The sequence below is a fragment of the Streptococcus sanguinis genome, from assembly GCF_900635155.1.
In the GTDB taxonomy this organism is placed as follows: Bacteria; Bacillota; Bacilli; order Lactobacillales; family Streptococcaceae; genus Streptococcus; species Streptococcus sanguinis_G.
On sequence record NZ_LR134002.1, the window covers coordinates 184,320 to 204,439 of the forward strand.

A 20,120-nucleotide genomic window follows, 5' to 3' on the forward strand; every position below is an offset into this window, starting at 1 on the left:
ATGTTATAATATTGTAAAATTTGTCATTGCTTTTCAATGTTTTTGCAATATGACAAATCAACAAAACTTATAAGGAGAAAAGCATGCCAGAAAAAGACGGTCAAGGTCAAGCGCAAGGGGCTTGGCAAGTCAATCAAACTAGCCAGCCAATGCAAGGGAATTTCCAGCAGATGCAACCACAAGGAGTGCCTGATAAGAAGGGCAATATCGGAAAAGTCATAGGACTTTCAGTTTTTGCTCTCATAATTGGTCTTTTGATTGGCAGCGGTTCAGCTTATTTTATCGGCAAGCAGGCGCAGACAAATAAGGATATACAAAGGATTAAGCGTCTGAGTAAGGCTCAGGAAGAAGCCAAAGACAAGAGTGACAGCTTTACTACAGACGGGCAGTCGGTTCAGTTTAATTGGACTTTGAAAGACTTGGGACGGTTGAGCTATACAAATGATGAGGGATTAGGTCTGACGGCTGATCAAATCGTTGAAACTTATGGCTTGGCTAGTTCAGCAGAATATGATCGCAATCGTCTGTTACTCCGATGGGGCCCTTCTGTCAGGGATAAGGAGCAAAATATTTCTTTTCAATTTGATAAAGTTGACCAGAACTACTATCTGAGACAAGTGGTAGTTGGAGATTCTTTTAAAGAATATAGAAAAGGGAAGGAAACGACAGATTGGAGCGTATTATCTCCCAAAGACCTTGAACGTTTGAAAGAAGGAGACAAGGAAACGGGTGAAGGAGGAACTGCTTTATCAGAGGTCCTGAAGAAGCATCCTGTTCCGTCAGAAATTGTCATCACAACCGAACGTGACGTGGATAATAAGATTATCTCCAACCGTCTGATTGCTGAGGTGACTTATAAAACAGAAGATAGTTATAACTATCTTCTGTTTGTAGGCCAGCCAGATGGAAATTTCTTATATATAAAGTCAGAGGAAATGTAAGTTTTAGTTATTTAGTTTATCTTTTGTGACTGACTGCTTTCAAAGCATTTCGTTATTAAAAGAGAACTGATAAGAATATTGGAAAAAAACAAAAAAGAGGAAAGAAGATTGACAGAACAGCAAACACAGCATTCTTTTGAGCCTTCAAGGAATGCTCAGTCGCAAGAGAAATTCCCGCATCATTTTCAACCTCAGCAAGGCCATGTTTCAAGTCCGCAGGGACCAACCCCACCTTTGACCAAGAATAAATCTTGGAAAGGAATCCTGATAGGCGGAGCCCTGCTCTCTCTTGGTCTTGGACTAATCGGAGGTGGAATCTGGGGCTATGGCATAGGAGTGGCGGATGTCATCAAAGGGGAATATCCTGTGCTGCATCCTTTGGCTGATGCCGGAGCATCAAAGAGAGATCAATCAGATCAGTACATTGACCCAGATACTACTGAATTCAAGTGGGATATTGATAGTTTGTCAGAGTTACGGTTCAATACTATTCAGACAGATACGAATGGTACTTCTGTGGAAGATATTCTCGATAAGCATGGCAAGGCCTTAAAAGAGGAGATCTCTAGCAAGAGTCTGGATTTAGAGTGGGGAACGTTTCAAACTTCTGATGATGAGGAAGAGTGGCCGATTTATTATACAGATCAAACCGCTTCTCTGCATTTCGAGAAGAAAAAAGATGGTTTCTATCTGAATAGCCTTCATATCTACAATATTCGCTTTGAAGGAAGCAAGCATAATGCTGAGGACGAAGCGATGGCGGCTGATTACTTTGAAAAACTGAAAAAAGGCGATGCAAAGACTGGTAAGGACGGCATTTCCTATAAGGAAGTTTTTAAGGAATATGGCAGTCCGAGGAGTATCTATATTCGTGTAGATGAAGATTTCAGTGAGGATACTAGTCAAACCATTATGGAGGCGGCTTATGATGCTCCTAATGATGGTACTTATAGGTTGTTCTTCGTTCAGCAGGAGGATGGAAACTATCTTTTGTCCGCTACTGCCAATAAATAAAATAGAACTCAAATAATAAAAGGAGAAACGATGTCAGAACAAAATAAACCGCAGGAACAATCTTTAGAAGGATTAGCTCCCTATCCACAGCAACCCCAGTCATCAGACCCAGGACAATTTGCAGCTAACTCAACAGAGGGGCAGCCTCTCCCAGTAGAAGGGGGCAGTCCTGAAATGCCGAATCCTAATCAAGATTTTGGTGTTCAGCAACCCATTTTTGATGCTCCTCAGCAGCAGATGCCTCAGCAGGATAATTGGGGAAATCCTGCTTTTCAAAAAGAAATTCCTCAGGGATTTAATCCAGCTGGTCAGAACTTTACCGGACCACAGCAAGCTGCAAACTTCGCTGGCCAGCCAAGTCCAGAGCCAAAGAAAAATAGTACGGGCAAGCTGATAGGATTTTTAGGAATAGGTCTGGCAGCGGGACTATTATTAGGAGGTCTTGGCGGCTATTTCCTAAATGATTTTATGGGTGGTGGAAGTGTGCCAAGTCTGTCTCGAAAGGGACATCAAAGCGATGTTGCTTCTTTTGTGGCTCCGTCAAAAGAGGATGTATATGAGTGGGAAGTGAAAGACCTTGAAAAGCTGAACATTGTTAGTGCGGATGATGAAGGATTGACCCCAGAACAAGTAGTCAAAGATTTTGGCTTGGCCAGCAGTGTGACGTTTCAGGAAGAAGGGCTCTCATTGTCTTGGTTACCTGACTCTAGTTATACCACTCTGACCTTTATGAAACACGAGGATGGCAGCTATCATCTTCAGGGTATGAGTATTATGCCCGGTAGTGACGACTATAATAAAAATGTATCTAGCCAGATTACAGAGAGCTTAAAGATGGGTGATGCGGAAACAGGCGAGGGCGGTTCTTCCTTTAAAGAAGTAATCAAGGAATACCCAGAATATCAACATATCTCAGTTTATGGGGATGGTGAATCAGAGCCGAAGATGCTTATAAACTATGAAACTTCTTCAAATAAGGAGATAACTTTGACTTTTATCCGTCAGGAAAACGGACAGTACCTATTGAGTAATCTTTCTAAATAGAATAAATGAATAGGAGTGCTTATCTTACAGCTGGTTGAGGCTTGTAGATCTGCGCTCTTTTTGTGACTCCAAGAAATTCGTAGTCAATTAATCTATCCTTGGCTTGTTGACCCTTGAACAGCAGCAGTTTTCCTTTCCCTGATTATATGTTACAATCGGAGGAGATGTAGCAGTATTATGCTAGACTTTCATCTAGCTGCTAGAAACTCAATTAGCTCAGTTTTTTTAGATGTGATTGCTATTCTTGTGATGGTTTTGAAAAACGAAAGACCAAGATTGGAAAGGAGTCCTGATGAAGTTATTGTTGGTGGAAGATGAAGCGGATCTAAATCGCAGTTTGACCAAGCTTCTCAAGAAAGAGCATTTTAGTGTGGACAGTGCTTTTGATGGAGAGGAAGCTCTGGAATTTTTGGAAATGGTGGACTATGACTTAATCATTCTAGATATTATGATGCCTCGTATGGACGGCTTTGCCTTTCTGGAGAAGATCCGTCAGGCTGGAAAGCAAGTCATTGTCTTGGTCCTGACTGCCCGTGACAGCTTGGAAGATAAGATTAGGGGCTTGGACTTGGGGGCAGATGATTATCTGGTCAAGCCTTTTGAGTTTGAAGAACTCTTGGCGCGGCTGCGGGCTCTTTTGCGGCGACAGCAACGTGAGCTGGTCAACCAGAAGATTGATCTAGGAGATGTCATCTTGGATCTGACTAAAAAAGCTGTCCTGAAAGATGATCAAGTCTTGGAGCTGACAGCCAAGGAATACGAAGTGCTGGAATACCTAGCTCGCAATCAAGATCATATTCTGTCGCGGGAGCAGATTCGAGACCATGTCTGGAATTTTGACTATGAAGGAGAATCCAATATTATTGATGTTCTGATTAAAAATATTCGCCGCAAGATTGATCAGGACAAGAAGCAGTCCATTATTCACACCAAGAGGGGAGTAGGCTATGTTATCTGGAGCTCGGAATAAGGAGAAAAAAGGCAGCATTGTTCTACGCATTACTCTTTGGTACAGCAGTTTTCTCTTTGTCTTTATTCTAGTGCTGCTGGGTCTGGCCTTTCTGTTATCCAGCAATCTGGCAGATGCAGCAGCCAAGCGGGAGCTGATTGAGTCAGCCACGGAAATAAGCCAGCAGCCCAGTGAGTACGAGGCTATGGATGATGGAATTTTTTATTCAATCTATGATAGTTCGGGAAACCTTGTCAGAAAAAGTCTGCCATCTGGCTTTGATGAGACTCTTCCTTTTAACCAATCTGTTGTAACGACGGCGACAGTTGATCAAAAGACCTATCTCTATTTTGACATTGAGATGAAAAATGGCGGTCAGTGGCTACGGGCGGTAACTCTGAGCAGTCATAGTAATCATGAATGGATTGATTATTTGACGTCCCTGGTCTTCATTTCCCCATTTCTATTAATCTTGATTATTGCTGGTGGTTGCTGGATTCTCAAAAAAGCCCTGAGGCCGGTAGATCAGCTATCTCAGACGGCATTAGAAATTCGCGAGAGCGGAGACTTTTCCAAGCGGCTGGCTCTGAAAGATAAGGATGATGAGCTGCATCGTCTGGGAAAGGCTTTTAATCTCATGCTGGATTCGCTGGAGACTTCCTTCCAGCGGGAAAAGCAGTTTAACCATGATGTCTCTCATGAGCTGCGGACACCGGTGGCGGTTGTTCTATCGGAGAGTGAGTATGGCCTTCGTTATGCAGAAAATCTGGATGAATCCAAGGAATCTTTTGAAATCATAAACCGTCAGACCAAGCGCATGAAGGAGATGATTAGCCATATCTTGGATCTGTCCAGGCTTGAGAATCAGCCAGCTCTCGTCAAAAAATCCCTGTCTCTGTCTGACTTACTGACGGATAAGATGACAGACTTCCAGAAGCTAAGTCAGGAGCGTGGGCTTGTTTTAGAAGCTTCCATAGATGAGGATTGCTGGATTGTTGCTGATGAGCTTCTGCTTCACCGTCTCTTGGATAATCTGATTAGCAATGCCTTGAAATTTACGAAGGACCGCATTGAGCTTTCCTTACGTAAGCTAGATGGCGTTTGTCAGCTGACGGTGGCGGATAATGGTGCTGGTATTGCTCCGTCTGAGGCCGATAAAATCTGGAATCGGTTTTATCAAGTTGACCAAGCCAGAAATAAAAACAGCCGAGAGGGAAGTGGCTTGGGACTAGCCTTGGTTCGAAAAATCGCTGATTTGCATCAGGTTCAGATAGAGCTGGTATCAGAGCTTGGCCAGGGAAGTCGCTTTATCCTGACTTTCCAGCTGGAGAAGAAATAAAAGATTTTTCGAATTATTTTTTAATTTTCCTCAAAATTCATTTTAGATTCATTTAGTCCTTGTACAATATAAGTATCAAATGAATAACATTTGATAGCTCTCCCCTTTGAAATGAAAAGAATGGTCTAGGATGCATTAACTGGAACGGTGTTTTCCTCGCCTGATTTTGATTTCTAGGGTCAAGTTTTAGAAAGGAAGGACGAGCCATGAAAAAACTAAAAGGAATCTTATTAGCCGGTTTGGCAGTAGGAATTTTAGCAGGTGGAGCAGCAACTGTTGTTTCAGCGGATTCGTATAAGCAAGCTACTCGGATTCAGGCAGCAACCGTAACTCTTTCAGACGCTAAGGCGATTGCCTTGCAGACAGCTGGTTCAGGGAAAGTCGTTTCTATTGATTTAGACGGAAATAAAGCTGGTGCTGTATACTATGATGTAACGGTATTGGACGGCTTTACAGAAAAAGAGTACAAGATTGATGCTCGAACAGGAAGCATTCTCAAAGCCAAGGAAGAGCCAATTGATGACAATGAGGACATGCAACTGACTCAGACTAATGTGCAATTGACCTTTGAAGATGCTGAGAAGATCTTGCAGCAAAAATATCCTCAAGCCCATGTTTATGACGAAGAGCTGGATATTTGGAGCGGTCAGGTAGTCTACAAGGTAGAAGCTCTGAACGGTACGCAAAAGATCAAAATGACCATTGATGCCAACAGTGGGAACATTTTGAACGAAAGAATTAAATAATATCGTTGGTATATAGTTTGGAATTGCTTTGTTGGGCACGAACGAGAGTTCGTGCCTTTTTCCTTGTAGATTTAGAGCTAAACCTGTTCAAAATATGATATACTGGAACAAGACTGTCTTAGCGAAGAACTGCCTTTTCAGAGTCTTTAGGGAAAGTCTGAACTAAGATGTTAAAGGGACTATTCATTTTAAGTCTCATATCAGTTATTTTATTGCAAAATAATCTAAAGAGTAAATGATATTTTAAAAAAGTTATTGATACAGATATAGTATTTTTAGCTTATTGAAGAAAGAGAAGTTAGTGTCTGTCTTTCCGAGTAGTTCTATCGAAATGAATGACAAATGCTATCTTATTAATGCTGATTAGTTAAAAAAATATGATTGGGAGAATATATGGAAAAAAGAAATCTGGAAGCCTTAAGACGGGAACATAAATCAAAATTTAACAAGGTTCAGCCTAAAAGAGGGGGCGTCAATCATTCTGTATCCCCATCCAAAAAATCTGTAGAAAACATTGAGTACAATGAACCCTCTTCTAATACAGCAATTAATGTAAGCGACAAAGATAGTGGAGCTCAGTTAAGCTATCAGGATGTTTCAGAGACTCCAGACGGTTTGAGAACTGAAACAGAGATTAAACGAGTTTCAACGGCTGAGTCAGATGACTTCTTGTACCTGAGGCGGAGGGAGTTATCTCGCCTTATTTTTGCTTTAGAATCCTTGAAATCTAAGAAGAAAGAATCACTCTATTTTAAGGATGAAACTAATCGTCCAGACTCAGAACTTGTATCTGAAGCAGAAGAGTATGAGCTGCGTCCGAGATTTAGTGCTGAGGAGCTCGCTAAAAAAGAAGAGAATGAGGCTTTTTGGAAGGAAAATTCGGAGACTTCATCTGATAGTTCTATGGGTTGGAAACTTATGTGGGCGTTTTTTATGTTACTCATAGGACTAGGAGCTGCAGGGCTAGTTTCCAATCCGAGCTCTAAAACAAATAATATTTATAATGATTCTTTTGATATTTATCAGGGGGGAACGTCATCTAACAGCGAAAAGGATTTAACTTCTACTAATCGTTCAGAATTGATTGCTGGAGAAGACTATCAGTTCCATATCACTTATGATGATATCGCACTTTTGTTTGCGGATTTTAAAGGAACTGCCTCTCGTTTAACAGCAGATGAAGTGGTTGCTAAGTTAGGAAAAGCGAAATCTGGGAGAGAACATAATTATGATAATCAAATAATAACACTGAATTTAGATTATCCTGATGCAGGATCAAATGCTTCGGTTTCAATTTCTTTTTCTAGTTACGGTAGTGTGGGAACGCCTAAATTAGATTCTCTGTTTAGTCATCATCTTAGCAGCAACAGTTTGCCAAATCGAAATTCTCAATTAACTCGTCAAGATTTTTCTGGTATAGAGAAAGGAAAATCCTACCAAGAAGTTGTCGGTCAATTGGGATTGCCAGATAGTCTTTCTATCTATACAAATTACATATCTTCTAGCAAAGTGTCTATTAGTTACCAGTTATCTGATGGACAAATAGTTAATCTTTCTTTTGAAGTCTCTGATTCTCAAGATTATATATTAGAAAAAAGTCCTGACTTAGAGGATGGAGTAGGAGAAACAAACACTTAGTGCTTGATGTAGAAGCTAATTTTGTTCAAGGTGCTAAAAGCATAGAGTTTAAAAAATACAATAGGAGAATGGATGAAAAAAAGAGATTTAGAGTCATTGAGACAACAGCACAAGGCTAAATTTACAGGAGGTAAATCGGCGTCAGCTAAAAAAGAGCAGCGACAACCTCAAATAAGTCCTGATATTGATAAAACGAAAGAAGAATCACAACAGTTACCAACAGGAGAGAAGAAACTCGAAACAAAAACTGATTGGAAGCAAGGGGAGTTTGTAGAGAAGAGGAGAAAAAATTTAAAGTGGGTCTGGACAAGCGGGTCAATTCTTTTAGTGATATTGGTGCTTATTCCTATTTTTCGATATGTTTCTTCAAATAAGGGAAGTCAGGAACGCAACACCTATCAATCTAGTTGGTCCTCTAGTAAGGAAAGTGAGAGTTACTCTTTTTCGGAAACATCATCTCGCTCATGGGAGGTTCCTGAGGATGAGACTTCTCAAGAAGCGACAGCTTATGTTGATAAGAAAGCAGCTAACTTCGCTTGGACATTTGATGATATCTTAGCTCTTCAAGTCTATTCATCTGAACAGCAAGGAAGTGGACAAGACGCTCCAACTGCCGAAGAAATTATCGAACGGTTTGGGAAAGCAACTTCTGGAGGAGAAAGCAATAACGGTAGCGACGATACACTTTATCTTTTTTATAGTGAATCGAGTGGACAACAAACAGCTAGTCTTTTGTTAAAAAAAATTGACGGCAAGTACCGACTGAGCACAATTCGTGGTAACCAACTGAGCAGTTCGCTTTACTCAAGTGGCTCAGAAACGCTGACTGAAGCAGATTTCCAGGACTTGAAAGCAGACGAATTTGGACAAGGTGCCCACATTCAAGATGTGGTGTCGCGTTTTGGTTTGCCACAAGTTATCAACAAGTCTGTAGACTATAAAGACAGAACGATTGTCTATCTCAAATATAAGCTGACGAATAAAAGCTATCTTTACTTAGACTTTGCCTTATCAAAGACAGGAGATTATCGACTGACTCGGAAGTATGTTTATTGATAAGAAGATTCTTATTCTATGGTTTAGAATTATTTGTTTGGGGATGATAGTTGGTTCATAAAGGAGAGAAGGATGGCAAGAAAAGACTGGGAGAGTCTGCGTCAGAAGCGTCAAACTAAATTTCAACAGGGTCAGAAGAGAGCAGGAAAAGTTCAAGGAGAACAGAATCTAGCTATTACTGAAGCAGAGTACCAAGAATTTGCGAAGAATAGGGTGGAAAACAAGAGCTCTACTACGGTTGAGAGAGACAGGAAAGGAATTCTTGGACGTAAGCTTTTTAATAAACAAGTGCTGTGGTTATCAGTAGGTTTCTTGTCCATCCTCTTGCTTTTATCAGTTCCTTATTTGGTGGAACGGTTTGAATATTTCTTATCCCCTCAGAGAGTATTGGACGAATATGTGGATAAGGGGAACAATCATTTTGACTGGACTTATGAGGATATTAGCCAGCTTCAACTACAGAAAACAAGTGCTGTTGATGAGCGAAGCGGGTCTGGACTAACACCCAAGGATATTGTTAAGAAATTTGGTAAAGCGCAGTCAGGTAATCTAGCTCCTTTCCTGAATCAGACTGATGGGCGCATGAGTCTTTTCTATTCTCGAGAAGAACCGCGGCAGCGTTTGTCTTTCTACTTTGAAAAAATAAATAATGAATATCAATTGTCAGGTATTTATTCTTATAATCTTGCTAGTTCGCAGCATGTTCAAAGCCGAACGGATCTAAAAGAGGAAGATTTTGAACATCTTGTTCTTGGTAAAGAGTTTCAAAACGAAGATGGAACTAGCTATCAGGAAATTTTAGAGAAGTTTGGTCTATCAAAATACATAGAAATTGATTCCGGTGGCGAGAGTGGTCAAAAGCTGAATGTTTTATATAAGTTGGAGGATGGGAAATATGTAAGTCTCTGGTTTACCGTTTCTCAGGCCGGTGACTATCTTCTTTACGAAAAACATATCACCTGATGTTAGCTATCTTGAGAGCTAAAAGTATCAGTAGGCAATGATTGAAGATGCTTATGAATATTCATTATTGGGGAAAACTGAAGCTATCTCTTACTGTGCGACCAAGGTTCATTTTATTGAATGGATAGTATTTGTCAGATTAAGAAAAAGTGGATAGACGATATTCTTTGTTTTGAAAAAATAATTGCTAGAAAAAAAGGAATTTGGTTTATTTAAGGAGAAGAGCATGGGAAGAGGACGAAAAGTTCAACGGGAGTGGTCAAAGAAGCCAGGATTAAACAAGCAAGCAACTAGTGTGTTCTCTGATAACAGTCCTCAAGGGGAAGTCTTTGAGGCTACAGCTAAAGAAAAACAGCAAAAAAAGTTGGCTGAGAATCGAAAATCTAAACTTATATCAAGTTTAGGTCAGTCTAGATACGCCTCTTTGTTAGTAGTTTCTACAGGTCTAGTGCTAATTACTTGTTTTGCAATCCTTGTATCATATACGTGGCCAAGGTCTAAGCAAGCACGAAATCAATCATCGCTAGCCTCAACTAGCACAGTTCAGAATGAATCAGAAAACAAGATAAAGCAGCTGACTGAGGCAGATTCTGATCTTGTTGACGAGAATCGACAAATAGACTTTCAAATAGAAGATATACTCCAGATGGTAAAAACGATGAAAGAACCTAATGTATTTCCACAGGATATTGTCGCGAAGTATGGAAAAGCCAGTTCTGGTAGTATAGATAATCGCGTGAAAGGCAGCCAACTAGTAGATTTGACATATAAATTAATAGGAGAAAAAGGAGCTATTACCTTAAGGTTTAGGGATATTGAAGGTCGAACAGAGCTCTCAACGGTATACGTTAGACTATTCCGTGATGCTTGGGGACCAGTTACGAAATCGGTCGATGATTACCGAACCCTTATTCCTCAAGATAAGCAAGAAGGAGTGGAAGTAAAACAGGCCATAGCAGAACTGGGTATGCCTAAAACTATTTATGCTTCTAAACCAGTTAAGTGGCAAGTTGATTCACTTTTTCTTGAATATTCAACCACGGACAATATGACAGTTTCTTTGTTTTTTGACGAAGTGAATGGGCTTTACCGTCTGAAAAGTATGATGACAAGCACGGTCTGAGAAAATAGACTAGAAACGGCAGAATCTTCTTTAAAAATCAAGAGGCTGGCGAAAATAGAACTAAAAAAATCCTGATGAGAGTATCAGAAAGGCATTGGGGAAGTGAAAGTCTAAGGAATAGATGGAACCAATCGCAATGGGTCTTATCACAATCGGGTATCTGGGAAGTCCTAAAACATTTGGAGCTTCCAAATACATATTGCAAAGTGGACATTAATCTGAGTCTATGTTAGATAGAATCTACTGTCATTTGGAATTTGAGGAGGATAAAGATAGGAGACTTTATTTGAAAAATATCCAATCCTCTGAATAGGGAATAATAATATCGTCCTAAGAAAGTGCAAACTAAACACCGGAATTGTGTTATAATAGATAAATATTAGATGGCTAGGAGAGAGTGTATCTTTCTCTAAATGAAGAAATAAAAAGAACAAAGAGGTAAAGCTATGTCTGCTACTAAAATGAACGCTCAAGAAATTATCAAATTTATCGCTGATGCCAAGAAAAAAACTCCGGTCAAGGTGACCTTTAATGGAGAATTGCACGGATCAATCCCTTGGTCTGTTGTGAAGTTAGGCAATGTTCTTTTTGGGGACTGGGAAGAAATCAAGCCACTCCTAGTGAACTTAGAGGAAAATAAGACCTATGTAGTAGAGCAGGATGCCCGCAACTCAGCGGTTCCGCTTTTGGACAAGCGCGACATCAATGCCCGTATTGAGCCAGGTGCTATTATCCGTGACCAAGTCGAAATTGGTGATAATGCTGTCATCATGATGGGGGCAGTCATCAATATCGGTGCGGAAATTGGTGCTGGGACCATGATTGATATGGGTGCTATTCTGGGCGGTCGAGCTATTGTCGGCAAAAACAGCCACGTCGGTGCTGGTGCGGTTCTGGCAGGAGTTATTGAGCCAGCTAGTGCGGAGCCAGTTCGGGTTGGCGATAACGTGCTGATTGGTGCCAATGCGGTTGTTATTGAAGGAGTACAAATTGGCAGTGGTTCGGTTGTTGCCGCTGGTGCGATTGTGACCCAGGATGTTCCGGAAAACGTAGTGGTTGCTGGCGTTCCGGCACGAGTTATCAAGACCATTGACGAGAAGACCCAGCAGAAGACAGCTCTAGAAGATGCCCTGCGTACTCTTTAAAAATAGCATAAATTTGAATTGATTGGGTGTGGCCCAAAACTTTGACAGATCTTACAAGATTTTAAAGGAAAGAAAAATGCTTGATTATCTGAAAATTCGCCGTGATTTACACCAGATACCAGAAATCGGTCTGGAAGAATACAAGACTCATGCCTACCTGATGCAGGTCATTGATGGACTGACAGCAGGTCTAGACTTTGTGGAAATCCGAACTTGGCGGACTGGTATTTTGGTCTTTATCAAGGGAAGTTCACCGGATAAGACGATTGGCTGGCGAACAGATATTGATGGTTTGCCGATTGTTGAGGATACAGGACTAGACTTTGCCAGCACTCATGAAGGCCGGATGCATGCTTGCGGACACGATATGCACATGACGGTTGCTCTAGGCCTGCTGGAACAAGCTGTGAGCGCTCAGCCTACCCACAATCTGCTCTTTCTCTTTCAGCCTGCAGAGGAAAATGAAGCTGGCGGTATGCTCATGTACGAAGATGATGCTTTTGGTGACTGGCTGCCAGATGAATTTTACAGTCTCCATGTGCGACCGGACCTCAAGGTCGGCGATATTGCCACTAATAGAGGAACCCTCTTTGCTGGTACCTGTGAAGTTAAGCTGACTTTTAAGGGGAAGGGGGGGCATGCGGCCTTTCCTCATGAAGCCAATGATGCTTTGGTGGCGGCTAGCTACTTTATCACTCAGGTGCAGACTATTGTCAGCCGCAATGTCGATCCTATCGAGGGAGCAGTTGTGACCTTTGGTTCTCTCCATGCTGGCACGACCAACAATGTCATCGCAGAAAGGGCCTTTTTGCATGGCACCATTCGGACTCTGACTCAGGAGATGAACCTCTTGACTCAGAAGCGCTTACGAGAAATAGCAGAGGGTCTAGCCCAAAGTTTCGGTCTGGAATTGGACTTGGAGCTTAAACAAGGTGGCTATCTGCCTGTGGAAAATCATCCTGGCTTAGCAGACGAATTGATGGACTTCTTCCAGAAGGAAGAAGGAGTGCAGCTGATTGATATTGCGCCGGCTATGACAGGCGAGGACTTCGGCTATCTGCTCAGCAAGGTCAAGGGCGTCATGTTCTGGCTGGGAGTGGATAGTCCCTACGCCCTTCATCATCCCAAGATGACACCGGATGAGGCCGCACTGCCCTTTGCTATTGAAAAGATTGGGAAATTCCTAGATTATAAAATCAACGAAAGATAAGAAAAAGGTGGACGAGCTGCATGAAAAAAGAGCTAAGACAAACTGTACTGAACCAGATGAAGAAACTGTCAGGAAAAGAAAAAGAGCAGGCAGATAGCTGGCTGACCCAGCGCTTGCTTAGTTCAGCAGCTTATCAAGAAGCTCAGGTTATGGCTACTTATCTTTCAATGCCGCATGAAGTCTCTACTGCATCCTTTATTAAGCAGGCTCAGTTGGATGGCAAGAGGGTTTTAGTGCCCAAAACCTATGGCCAGGGTCGGATGATATTTGTGGATTATGATGAAAGTCGCCTTCAAAAAAGCTCTTTCGGTCTTATGGAGCCGACGAGCGAAGAGGCTGTGGAGAAGGCGGAGATCAATCTGATTCATGTGCCGGGCGTGGTCTTCAATTCTCAAGGGTTTCGGATTGGTTACGGCGGTGGCTACTATGACCGTTATCTGGCTGATTTTACAGGAGCATCCATCAGCAGCATCTATAGTTTTCAACAGTCTGATTTTGAGCCTAATTATCACGATATAGCAGTAAAGGAAGTACTGATTTATGAATTACATCTACGATAAAAAATATCCTGTGACCAGTGTTTTGTTAATTCTAACAACACTTGTCTTTGTGGGGATGCTTATTTTACGAGGTTTTTCTTATGCTGAAGCACAAACGGTCTTTGAATTTGGAGCAGTGTTTTCTCCAACCATTATCATGTATCCTGCTCAGATATGGCGTCTCATTTCTGCTATTTTTGTGCATATTGGCTTGGAGCACTTTGTGGTAAATGCTGTTACTCTTTATTTTATTGGACGGCAGGCAGAAGATATTTTTGGCTCGCGAAATTTCTTTCTGCTCTATATGATGTCTGGCCTGATGGGAAACATCTTTGTCTTCTTTTTCAGTCCAGATACTCTGTCAGCAGGGGCCTCTACAGCCTTGTTTGGCCTTTTTGCCTCTATCGTGACCCTGCACTATGTCGTTCGCGACAGCTATATTCAGCAGCTGGGGCAGTCTTATATGACCTTGATTGTGGTCAATATCATCTTTAGTTTCATGCCTGGTATCAGCCTGGCGGGGCATTTGGGCGGTTTGATTGGCGGCATACTCTGCGCGGTCATTTTACCTGTCAAAGGCTCAAGCAATGCCTTTAAACCTGCTCAGCGCTGGCTAGTCTTGTTTGGCTATCTAGCCTTAGCTGCCCTTCTGATTTTTCTAGGCTTTCATCATTCCTTGATTTAACAAGTATGTATAAATAACTAACGACATAAAAAAGAGGTTTATCAACCTCTTTTTTATAGCTAAAATTTTATTTTCAACGTTAGTTGTTTGAATCAATTATTTTTTCTCTTGTTTTTTCTCTAGTTTATGGCCCAAGCCAATGATATACTGCTTCAAGGAGTCTTTGACCTGCGGATGCTTGAGAGCGTAGTCGATAGAAGTCTTCATAAAGCCGAACTTGTCACCGACATCATAGCGATCTCCCTTGAATTCACGAGCGAACACGCGTTGCGTCTTGTTGAGGGTATCAATCGCATCGGTCAGCTGGACTTCGTTCCCAGCGCCAGGAGCTTGATTTTCCAAGATTTCAAAAATTTCTGGTGTCAGCAGGTAGCGGCCGATAATAGCCAAATCACTCGGTGCATCTTCAGGCTTTGGTTTTTCGACGAAAGTTTCCACGCTGTAGAGACCTTTGACGCCTTCACCTTGAGGAGCAATGACCCCGTAAGAGGAGACTTCATCATGAGGGACCTGCATGACAGCTATGGTAGAAGCATGAGTTGCTTCGTAGTCATCAATCAATTGCTTGGTTAGCGGCACAGCCTTATCATTGGTGATGTCCATAAGGTCATCGCCCAGCATGACAACGAAAGGCTCGTTTCCTACGAAAGCCTTAGCTTGAAGGACAGCATCTCCCAGTCCGCGCGGATGGCTCTGACGGATGAAATGCAGACCGATACCAGTGGTTTCATCGACCAATTTGAGCAAGTCGTCTTTACCCTTTTCTTTGAGGTTGTATTCCAATTCAAAGTTTGAGTCAAAGTGGTCTTCGATTGAGCGTTTTGACTTACCTGTGACAACTAGAATATCTTCAATTCCAGATTTGAGAGCTTCCTCAACGATAAACTGGATGGTTGGCTTGTCGACAATCGGCAACATTTCCTTGGCTAGAGCTTTAGTGGCTGGCAGGAAGCGGGTTCCGAGACCAGCTGCAGGGATGACGGCTTTCTTAACTTTTGACATAATTATTTCCTTTCTATTAGAACGAAGTCCATTCGTTCTCAGCCTTGAATTCATTGTTCATGATTTCATAAATGGCATCTTTGATATTACAATTTTGATAAATAACCTTGTAGATAGCTTGGGTAATCGGCATATAAACATCCAGCTCTTGGGCCAGTTCATAGGCAGCCTTGGTGGTGGAAATTCCTTCGATAACCATGCCCATATTGGCTTCAATATCAGCTAATTTCTCACCGCGTCCGAGAGCATTGCCGGCCCGCCAGTTGCGAGAGTGGACAGAGGTCCCTGTGACAATCAGGTCACCTACACCAGATAGGCCGCTGTAGGTCAGAGGATTGGCTCCTAACTTGACACCTAGACGTGTGATTTCGGCCAGACCGCGTGTGATAATAGCTGCCTTGGCGTTGTCACCATAGCCTAATCCGTGGAGAGCACCGGCTCCGACTGCGATGATATTTTTCAGAGCGCCAGCAGTCTCCACTCCGATGACGTCGGTATTAGTGTAGAGACGGAAGTAGTGATTGCTGAAGAGCTCCTGCACATACTTAGCTGTTTCCAGATCCTTGGAAGCAGCAGTAATCAGGGTAATATCGCGTACAATGGTTTCCTCAGCATGGCTGGGACCTGAGACAACGACAATCTCGCTGCGAAGCTCTGCAGGGATTTCTTCTTCTAGGATAGTTGAAATCCGTTCGTGAGTATTGGGTTCCAGTCCCTTGGAGGCGTGCATGATTTTCACCTTGTGGTCTAGAGCCTGAGCTACTTGTTTGGCTACCAGACGGGTTACCTTGGTCGGCACAACAAAAAGCACAGCATCCGCATCTTTTAAAGCTTCTTCTAGGTCATGATAAGCCTTGATCTTTTCGTCCAGTACAATATCTTTGAAATAGCGTTTATTGGTGTGCTCGTCGTTGATTTCGTTGATTTGCTCAGCGATATTTCCCCAAATACGAACCTCGTGTCCGTTGTCATTTAGCACTTGTGATAGGGCCGTTCCCCAAGAACCAGGACCAATCACAGAAACTCGTTGTTTATCCATATCTTCTCCTTATGATGAAATTCCGAGTCTGAATTTAAATCAGTTTTAGAGTTCTATATCTCATTTTACCATATAATATAAGAAATTTCTTACTTGACATTGTTTTTATCTGTGATATAGTAAGGAAACTAAGCCAAATATGAAAAAAGTAGGAGGAAGCATGTTTTTTAAAAGTCTATTACGGTATAAATGGTATGCCCTGAGTTCGTTTTTAATGACCTCATTGATGATTGCTAGCTCTCTTTTACTGCCCTGGTTTTTAAAGCACATCTTAGATGCTCTGCAGGAGCAAAATAGCCAGACCATCTACAGTATGGGCGGTTGGCTAATTGGCATCGGTTTTGTCGGGCTGGTGGCAGGAGGGATTAATGTGACCTTGGCAGCTTACATTGCCCAGGCTGTCTCATCAGATCTCCGTGAGGAGACTTTCCGCAAGATTCAGACCTTTTCTTATGCCAATATCGAGGAATTCAACGCTGGTAATCTAGTCGTGCGTATGACGAATGACATCAATCAGATTCAAAATGTGACTATGATGCTCTTTCAAATTCTTCTTCGCTTGCCCATCCTTTTTATCGGTTCAGTCATCCTGGCCATTGTGACCATGCCCTCTCTCTGGTGGATTATTTTCTTGCTAATCGTGCTCATAGCTGGTCTGACGGCTATCATGATGGGCATGATGGGGCCTCGTTTTAAGAAATTTCAGACTCTTTTGGATAAGATTAATGCCATTGCCAAGGAAAATCTTCGTGGTGTACGAGTGGTCAAGTCCTTTGTTCGGGAGGAAGACCAGTTTCATAAGTTCAGTCAGGTGTCTGATGAACTTTTGTCAGAGAATCTCTATATTGGCTATGCTTTTTCAATCATTGAGCCGATGATGATGTTGGTCGGCTATAGCTCTGTTTACCTGGCTATCTGGACTCTATCTGGCATGATTCAGGCGGAGCCAGGGCTGGTTAGCTCTATCGCTTCTTTTATTGGTTATCTTAGCCAGATTATTTTCACTATCATTATGGTTGGTTTCTTGGGTAACGGCGTGACGAGGGGAATAATTTCTGTCCGTCGGATCAAGGAAGTATTAGCGACGGAACCAGCCATGGTTTTCCCAGACTCAACAGATGAAGAACTAGAAGGCAGCCTCAGCTTTGAGCATGTGACTTTTTCCTATCCCAATGATGACGAACCAATGCTAAAGGATATCAGCTTTGAGGTTGAGCCGGGGCAAATGATTGGTGTTGTCGGTGCGACAGGTGCTGGTAAATCTACCTTGGCCCAGCTGATTCCCCGTCTTTTTGACCCGCAGGAAGGTTCTGTCAAGATTGGCGGCCGGGATCTGCGAGAGCTTAGCCAGGGAACTCTTCGAAAAAATGTTTCTATCGTTCTGCAGCGGGCGATTCTATTTAGCGGGACTATTGCGGATAATCTCCGTCAGGGCAAGCTCAATGCTTCACTGCCTGAGATGGAGCGAGCGGCTCGTATTGCCCAAGCCAGTGAATTTATCAGCCGTATGGAAGAGAGTTTTGACAGTGCAGTGGAGGAGCGTGGCAGCAACTTCTCTGGTGGTCAGAAGCAGCGGATGTCCATTGCCAGAGGTGTTGTCAATAATCCCAATATTTTGATTTTAGATGATTCGACCTCAGCCTTGGATGCCAAATCAGAAAAGCTGGTTCAAGAAGCCTTGAACAAAGATCTGCAAGGAACGACGACGATTATCATTGCTCAAAAGATTAGCTCCGTTGTTCATGCAGATAAGATTCTGGTCTTGGATCAGGGTCGGCTGATTGGCCAAGGGACGCATGCGGAATTGGTCGCCACTAACGATGTCTACCGCGAAATTTACGAAACTCAGAAAGGAAAGGAGGACTAAGATGCGGACGATTGCATTTTTTTGGCAATATTTTAAGCGTTACAAATTATCCTTTGTCATTGTCCTTTTGATGATGGTAACAGCGACTGTTTTTCAGGTCCTTTTTCCGGTTTATGTCGGTCAGGCTGTCCAGCATTTGGTTGAGTTAGGCCGGGCTTTTGCTGAGAAGGGTGAGACTGATCAGATTCTGTCAACTTTTGGCAGCGTCATGGGCAGTGTATTGGTGTCCTTTGTCTGCCTGTCTGTTTCCAGCCTGATTTACATGCTTTTGATGACCCGAGTTATTGCCCATTCGACCAATGAGATGCGCAAGGGCTTGTTTGGCAAGCTATCCAAGATGACAGTTGCTTTCTTTGACCGCCATCAGGACGGCGACATTTTATCGCGCTTTACCAGTGACTTGGACAATATCCTGCAAGCTCTAAACGAGAGTATGATCCAGGTTATGAGCAATGCCTTACTCTATCTGGGCCTCGTGATTATCATGTTTGTCCAAAATGCTAGATTGGCCTGGATAACGGTAGCCAGCACACCGGTTGCTTTTCTTCTTCTAGTGGTCATTGTCAGGCTGGCCAGAAAGTACACCAATCTTCAGCAAAAAGAAGTCGGCCGCCTCAATGCTTATATGGACGAGACCATTTCCGGTCAGAAGGCTGTTATCGTTCAGGGAATGCAGGAGAAGGTCATCAAAGGGTTCATTGAGCAGAATGACCGAGTACGCTCAGCAACTTTTAAAGGCCGGACCTTTTCAGGCCTTCTCTTCCCTATCATGAACGGGATGAATTTGATTAATACAGCTATTGTTATTTTTGTTGGTTCGGCTGTCTTACTGAGCGATCCCAATGTCGAAACGGCAGTTGCAGTTGGCCTGATTACCACTTTTACTCAGTTTTCTCAGCAGTATTATCAGCCCATCATCCAGATTGCAGCCAGCTGGGGCAGTTTGCAGTTGGCCTTTACAGGGGCTGACCGGATTCAGGAGATGTTTGATGCACCAGAGGAAGTCCGGCCAGAGAATGCACCTGCTTTCACAGAGCTTACAGACTCCGTGGAGATCAAGCATGTGGACTTCTCTTATGTAGAAGGCAAGCCTATTCTCAAAGACGTATCTATTTTAGCTCCTAAGGGCAAGATGACAGCTGTTGTTGGCCCTACTGGATCAGGTAAGACGACCATTATGAACCTGCTCAATCGCTTTTATGATGTGGATAATGGCAGCATTGAGTTTGACGGTCGCGATATTCGGGACTATGAGCTGGATAGCTTACGGAGTCATGTGGGCATTGTCCTGCAGGATTCGGTGCTCTTTAGTGGCACGATTCGGGACAATATCCGCTTCGGTGTGCCGGATGCCAGTCAGGAAATGGTCGAAACGGCTGCGCGTGCGACTCATATTCATGACTATATCGAAAGTCTGCCGGAAAAATATGATACCCTGGTAGATGATGACCAGAATATTTTCTCAACTGGGCAGAAACAGCTGATTTCCATTGCTAGAACTCTGCTGACGGATCCGCAAGTCTTGATTTTGGACGAAGCGACTTCCAATGTCGATACGGTAACAGAAAGCAAGATTCAGCAGGCTATGGAAGCCGTTGTAGCTGGCCGGACTAGCTTTGTTATTGCTCACCGCCTCAAAACTATCCTAAATGCTGACCAGATTATCGTCCTCAAAGATGGAGAGGTCATTGAACAGGGCGATCATCACCAGCTCCTCAAACTCGGCGGTTTCTACTCAGAACTTTATCATAACCAGTTTGTGTTTGAGTAGGAAACCGAAATGAATTTTTAGACTCTCGTTTGTGCTTATAGTCCATTCG

18 protein-coding genes and 2 pseudogenes are annotated in these 20,120 nt (G+C 42.7%); 18 read left to right on the top strand and 2 right to left on the bottom strand.

Going from position 1 to position 20,120, the window contains the following annotated elements; translation table 11 throughout:
• Positions 1-83: 83 nt before the first annotated feature.
• The 14 genes from ELZ47_RS00995 (at position 84) to ELZ47_RS01060 (ending at position 14,392) form a co-directional block, all read left to right on the top strand.
• Positions 84-941 (top strand): hypothetical protein, encoded by an 858-nt coding sequence (locus ELZ47_RS00995; protein WP_126434999.1) that lies wholly within the window; start codon positions 84-86, stop codon positions 939-941.
• A 78-nt stretch (positions 942-1,019) separates the two neighbouring features.
• Complete coding sequence (locus tag ELZ47_RS01000; protein WP_126435000.1) at positions 1,020-1,955, top strand: hypothetical protein; 936 nt, start codon at positions 1,020-1,022, stop codon at positions 1,953-1,955.
• A 30-nt stretch (positions 1,956-1,985) separates the two neighbouring features.
• Positions 1,986-2,999, top strand: coding sequence for a hypothetical protein (locus tag ELZ47_RS01005; RefSeq protein ID WP_125434010.1), 1,014 nt, complete (start codon positions 1,986-1,988; stop codon positions 2,997-2,999).
• 292 nt (positions 3,000-3,291) lie between these two features.
• Positions 3,292-3,969, top strand: a complete 678-nt coding sequence (locus ELZ47_RS01010; RefSeq protein ID WP_126435001.1) for a response regulator transcription factor — start codon at positions 3,292-3,294, stop codon at positions 3,967-3,969.
• Positions 3,947-5,287 (top strand): HAMP domain-containing sensor histidine kinase, encoded by a 1,341-nt coding sequence (locus tag ELZ47_RS01015; RefSeq protein ID WP_126435002.1) that lies wholly within the window; start codon positions 3,947-3,949, stop codon positions 5,285-5,287. Before ELZ47_RS01010 ends, ELZ47_RS01015 begins: the two co-directional genes overlap by 23 nt.
• 206 nt (positions 5,288-5,493) lie before the next feature.
• The gene (locus ELZ47_RS01020; protein WP_072074704.1) at positions 5,494-6,033 is read left to right on the top strand and encodes a PepSY domain-containing protein; all 540 of its coding nucleotides are present in this window, start codon (positions 5,494-5,496) and stop codon (positions 6,031-6,033) included.
• Positions 6,034-6,426: 393 nt separating this feature from the next.
• Positions 6,427-7,671 (top strand): hypothetical protein, encoded by a 1,245-nt coding sequence (locus tag ELZ47_RS01025; protein ID WP_126435003.1) that lies wholly within the window; start codon positions 6,427-6,429, stop codon positions 7,669-7,671.
• A gap of 72 nt (positions 7,672-7,743) precedes the next feature.
• The gene (locus tag ELZ47_RS01030; RefSeq protein ID WP_126435004.1) at positions 7,744-8,727 is read left to right on the top strand and encodes a hypothetical protein; all 984 of its coding nucleotides are present in this window, start codon (positions 7,744-7,746) and stop codon (positions 8,725-8,727) included.
• Between the two features lie 72 nt (positions 8,728-8,799).
• Complete coding sequence (locus tag ELZ47_RS01035) at positions 8,800-9,690, top strand: hypothetical protein (protein WP_126435005.1); 891 nt, start codon at positions 8,800-8,802, stop codon at positions 9,688-9,690.
• A 226-nt stretch (positions 9,691-9,916) separates the two neighbouring features.
• Positions 9,917-10,813 carry a hypothetical protein gene (locus ELZ47_RS01040; RefSeq protein ID WP_125434005.1) on the top strand — a complete coding sequence of 299 codons (897 nt, stop codon included), beginning with the start codon at positions 9,917-9,919 and terminating at the stop codon, positions 10,811-10,813.
• Positions 10,814-11,259: 446 nt separating this feature from the next.
• Positions 11,260-11,958 (top strand): 2,3,4,5-tetrahydropyridine-2,6-dicarboxylate N-acetyltransferase, encoded by a 699-nt coding sequence (dapD, locus tag ELZ47_RS01045; protein WP_042763054.1) that lies wholly within the window; start codon positions 11,260-11,262, stop codon positions 11,956-11,958.
• A 76-nt stretch (positions 11,959-12,034) separates the two neighbouring features.
• Positions 12,035-13,168 (top strand): N-acetyldiaminopimelate deacetylase, encoded by a 1,134-nt coding sequence (locus tag ELZ47_RS01050; RefSeq protein WP_125330768.1) that lies wholly within the window; start codon positions 12,035-12,037, stop codon positions 13,166-13,168.
• A 20-nt stretch (positions 13,169-13,188) separates the two neighbouring features.
• On the top strand, positions 13,189-13,728 hold the full coding sequence (locus ELZ47_RS01055; protein ID WP_126435006.1) for a 5-formyltetrahydrofolate cyclo-ligase: 540 nt from the start codon (positions 13,189-13,191) through the stop codon (positions 13,726-13,728).
• Positions 13,709-14,392 carry a rhomboid family protein gene (locus ELZ47_RS01060; protein WP_126435007.1) on the top strand — a complete coding sequence of 228 codons (684 nt, stop codon included), beginning with the start codon at positions 13,709-13,711 and terminating at the stop codon, positions 14,390-14,392. The genes ELZ47_RS01055 and ELZ47_RS01060 overlap by 20 nt, the downstream gene beginning before the upstream one ends.
• 96 nt (positions 14,393-14,488) lie before the next feature.
• Here the strand turns inward: ELZ47_RS01060 and galU are convergent, their stop codons facing one another.
• Together galU and ELZ47_RS01070 are read right to left on the bottom strand one after the other, a co-directional pair.
• On the bottom strand, positions 14,489-15,394 hold the full coding sequence (gene galU / locus ELZ47_RS01065) for a UTP--glucose-1-phosphate uridylyltransferase GalU (protein ID WP_164549535.1): 906 nt from the start codon (positions 15,392-15,394) through the stop codon (positions 14,489-14,491).
• 16 nt (positions 15,395-15,410) lie between these two features.
• The gene (locus ELZ47_RS01070; protein ID WP_126435009.1) at positions 15,411-16,433 is read right to left on the bottom strand and encodes an NAD(P)H-dependent glycerol-3-phosphate dehydrogenase; all 1,023 of its coding nucleotides are present in this window, start codon (positions 16,431-16,433) and stop codon (positions 15,411-15,413) included.
• A 160-nt stretch (positions 16,434-16,593) separates the two neighbouring features.
• Here ELZ47_RS01070 and ELZ47_RS01075 point away from each other — a divergent pair, with 160 nt between their 5' ends.
• The 4 genes and pseudogenes from ELZ47_RS01075 (at position 16,594) to ELZ47_RS12085 (ending at position 20,071) form a co-directional block, all read left to right on the top strand.
• Positions 16,594-18,300 carry an ABC transporter ATP-binding protein gene (locus ELZ47_RS01075; protein ID WP_164549536.1) on the top strand — a complete coding sequence of 569 codons (1,707 nt, stop codon included), beginning with the start codon at positions 16,594-16,596 and terminating at the stop codon, positions 18,298-18,300.
• A 1-nt stretch (position 18,301) separates the two neighbouring features.
• Positions 18,302-18,440 (top strand): annotated as a pseudogene (locus ELZ47_RS12075) (ABC transporter ATP-binding protein); the annotation flags it as partial.
• Positions 18,416-19,147: pseudogene (locus tag ELZ47_RS12080) on the top strand (ABC transporter ATP-binding protein); the annotation flags it as partial. The pseudogenes ELZ47_RS12075 and ELZ47_RS12080, both read left to right, overlap by 25 nt.
• 135 nt (positions 19,148-19,282) lie before the next feature.
• The gene (locus ELZ47_RS12085; protein WP_420031188.1) at positions 19,283-20,071 is read left to right on the top strand and encodes an ABC transporter ATP-binding protein; all 789 of its coding nucleotides are present in this window, start codon (positions 19,283-19,285) and stop codon (positions 20,069-20,071) included.
• The last annotated feature ends 49 nt before the right edge of the window (positions 20,072-20,120 follow it).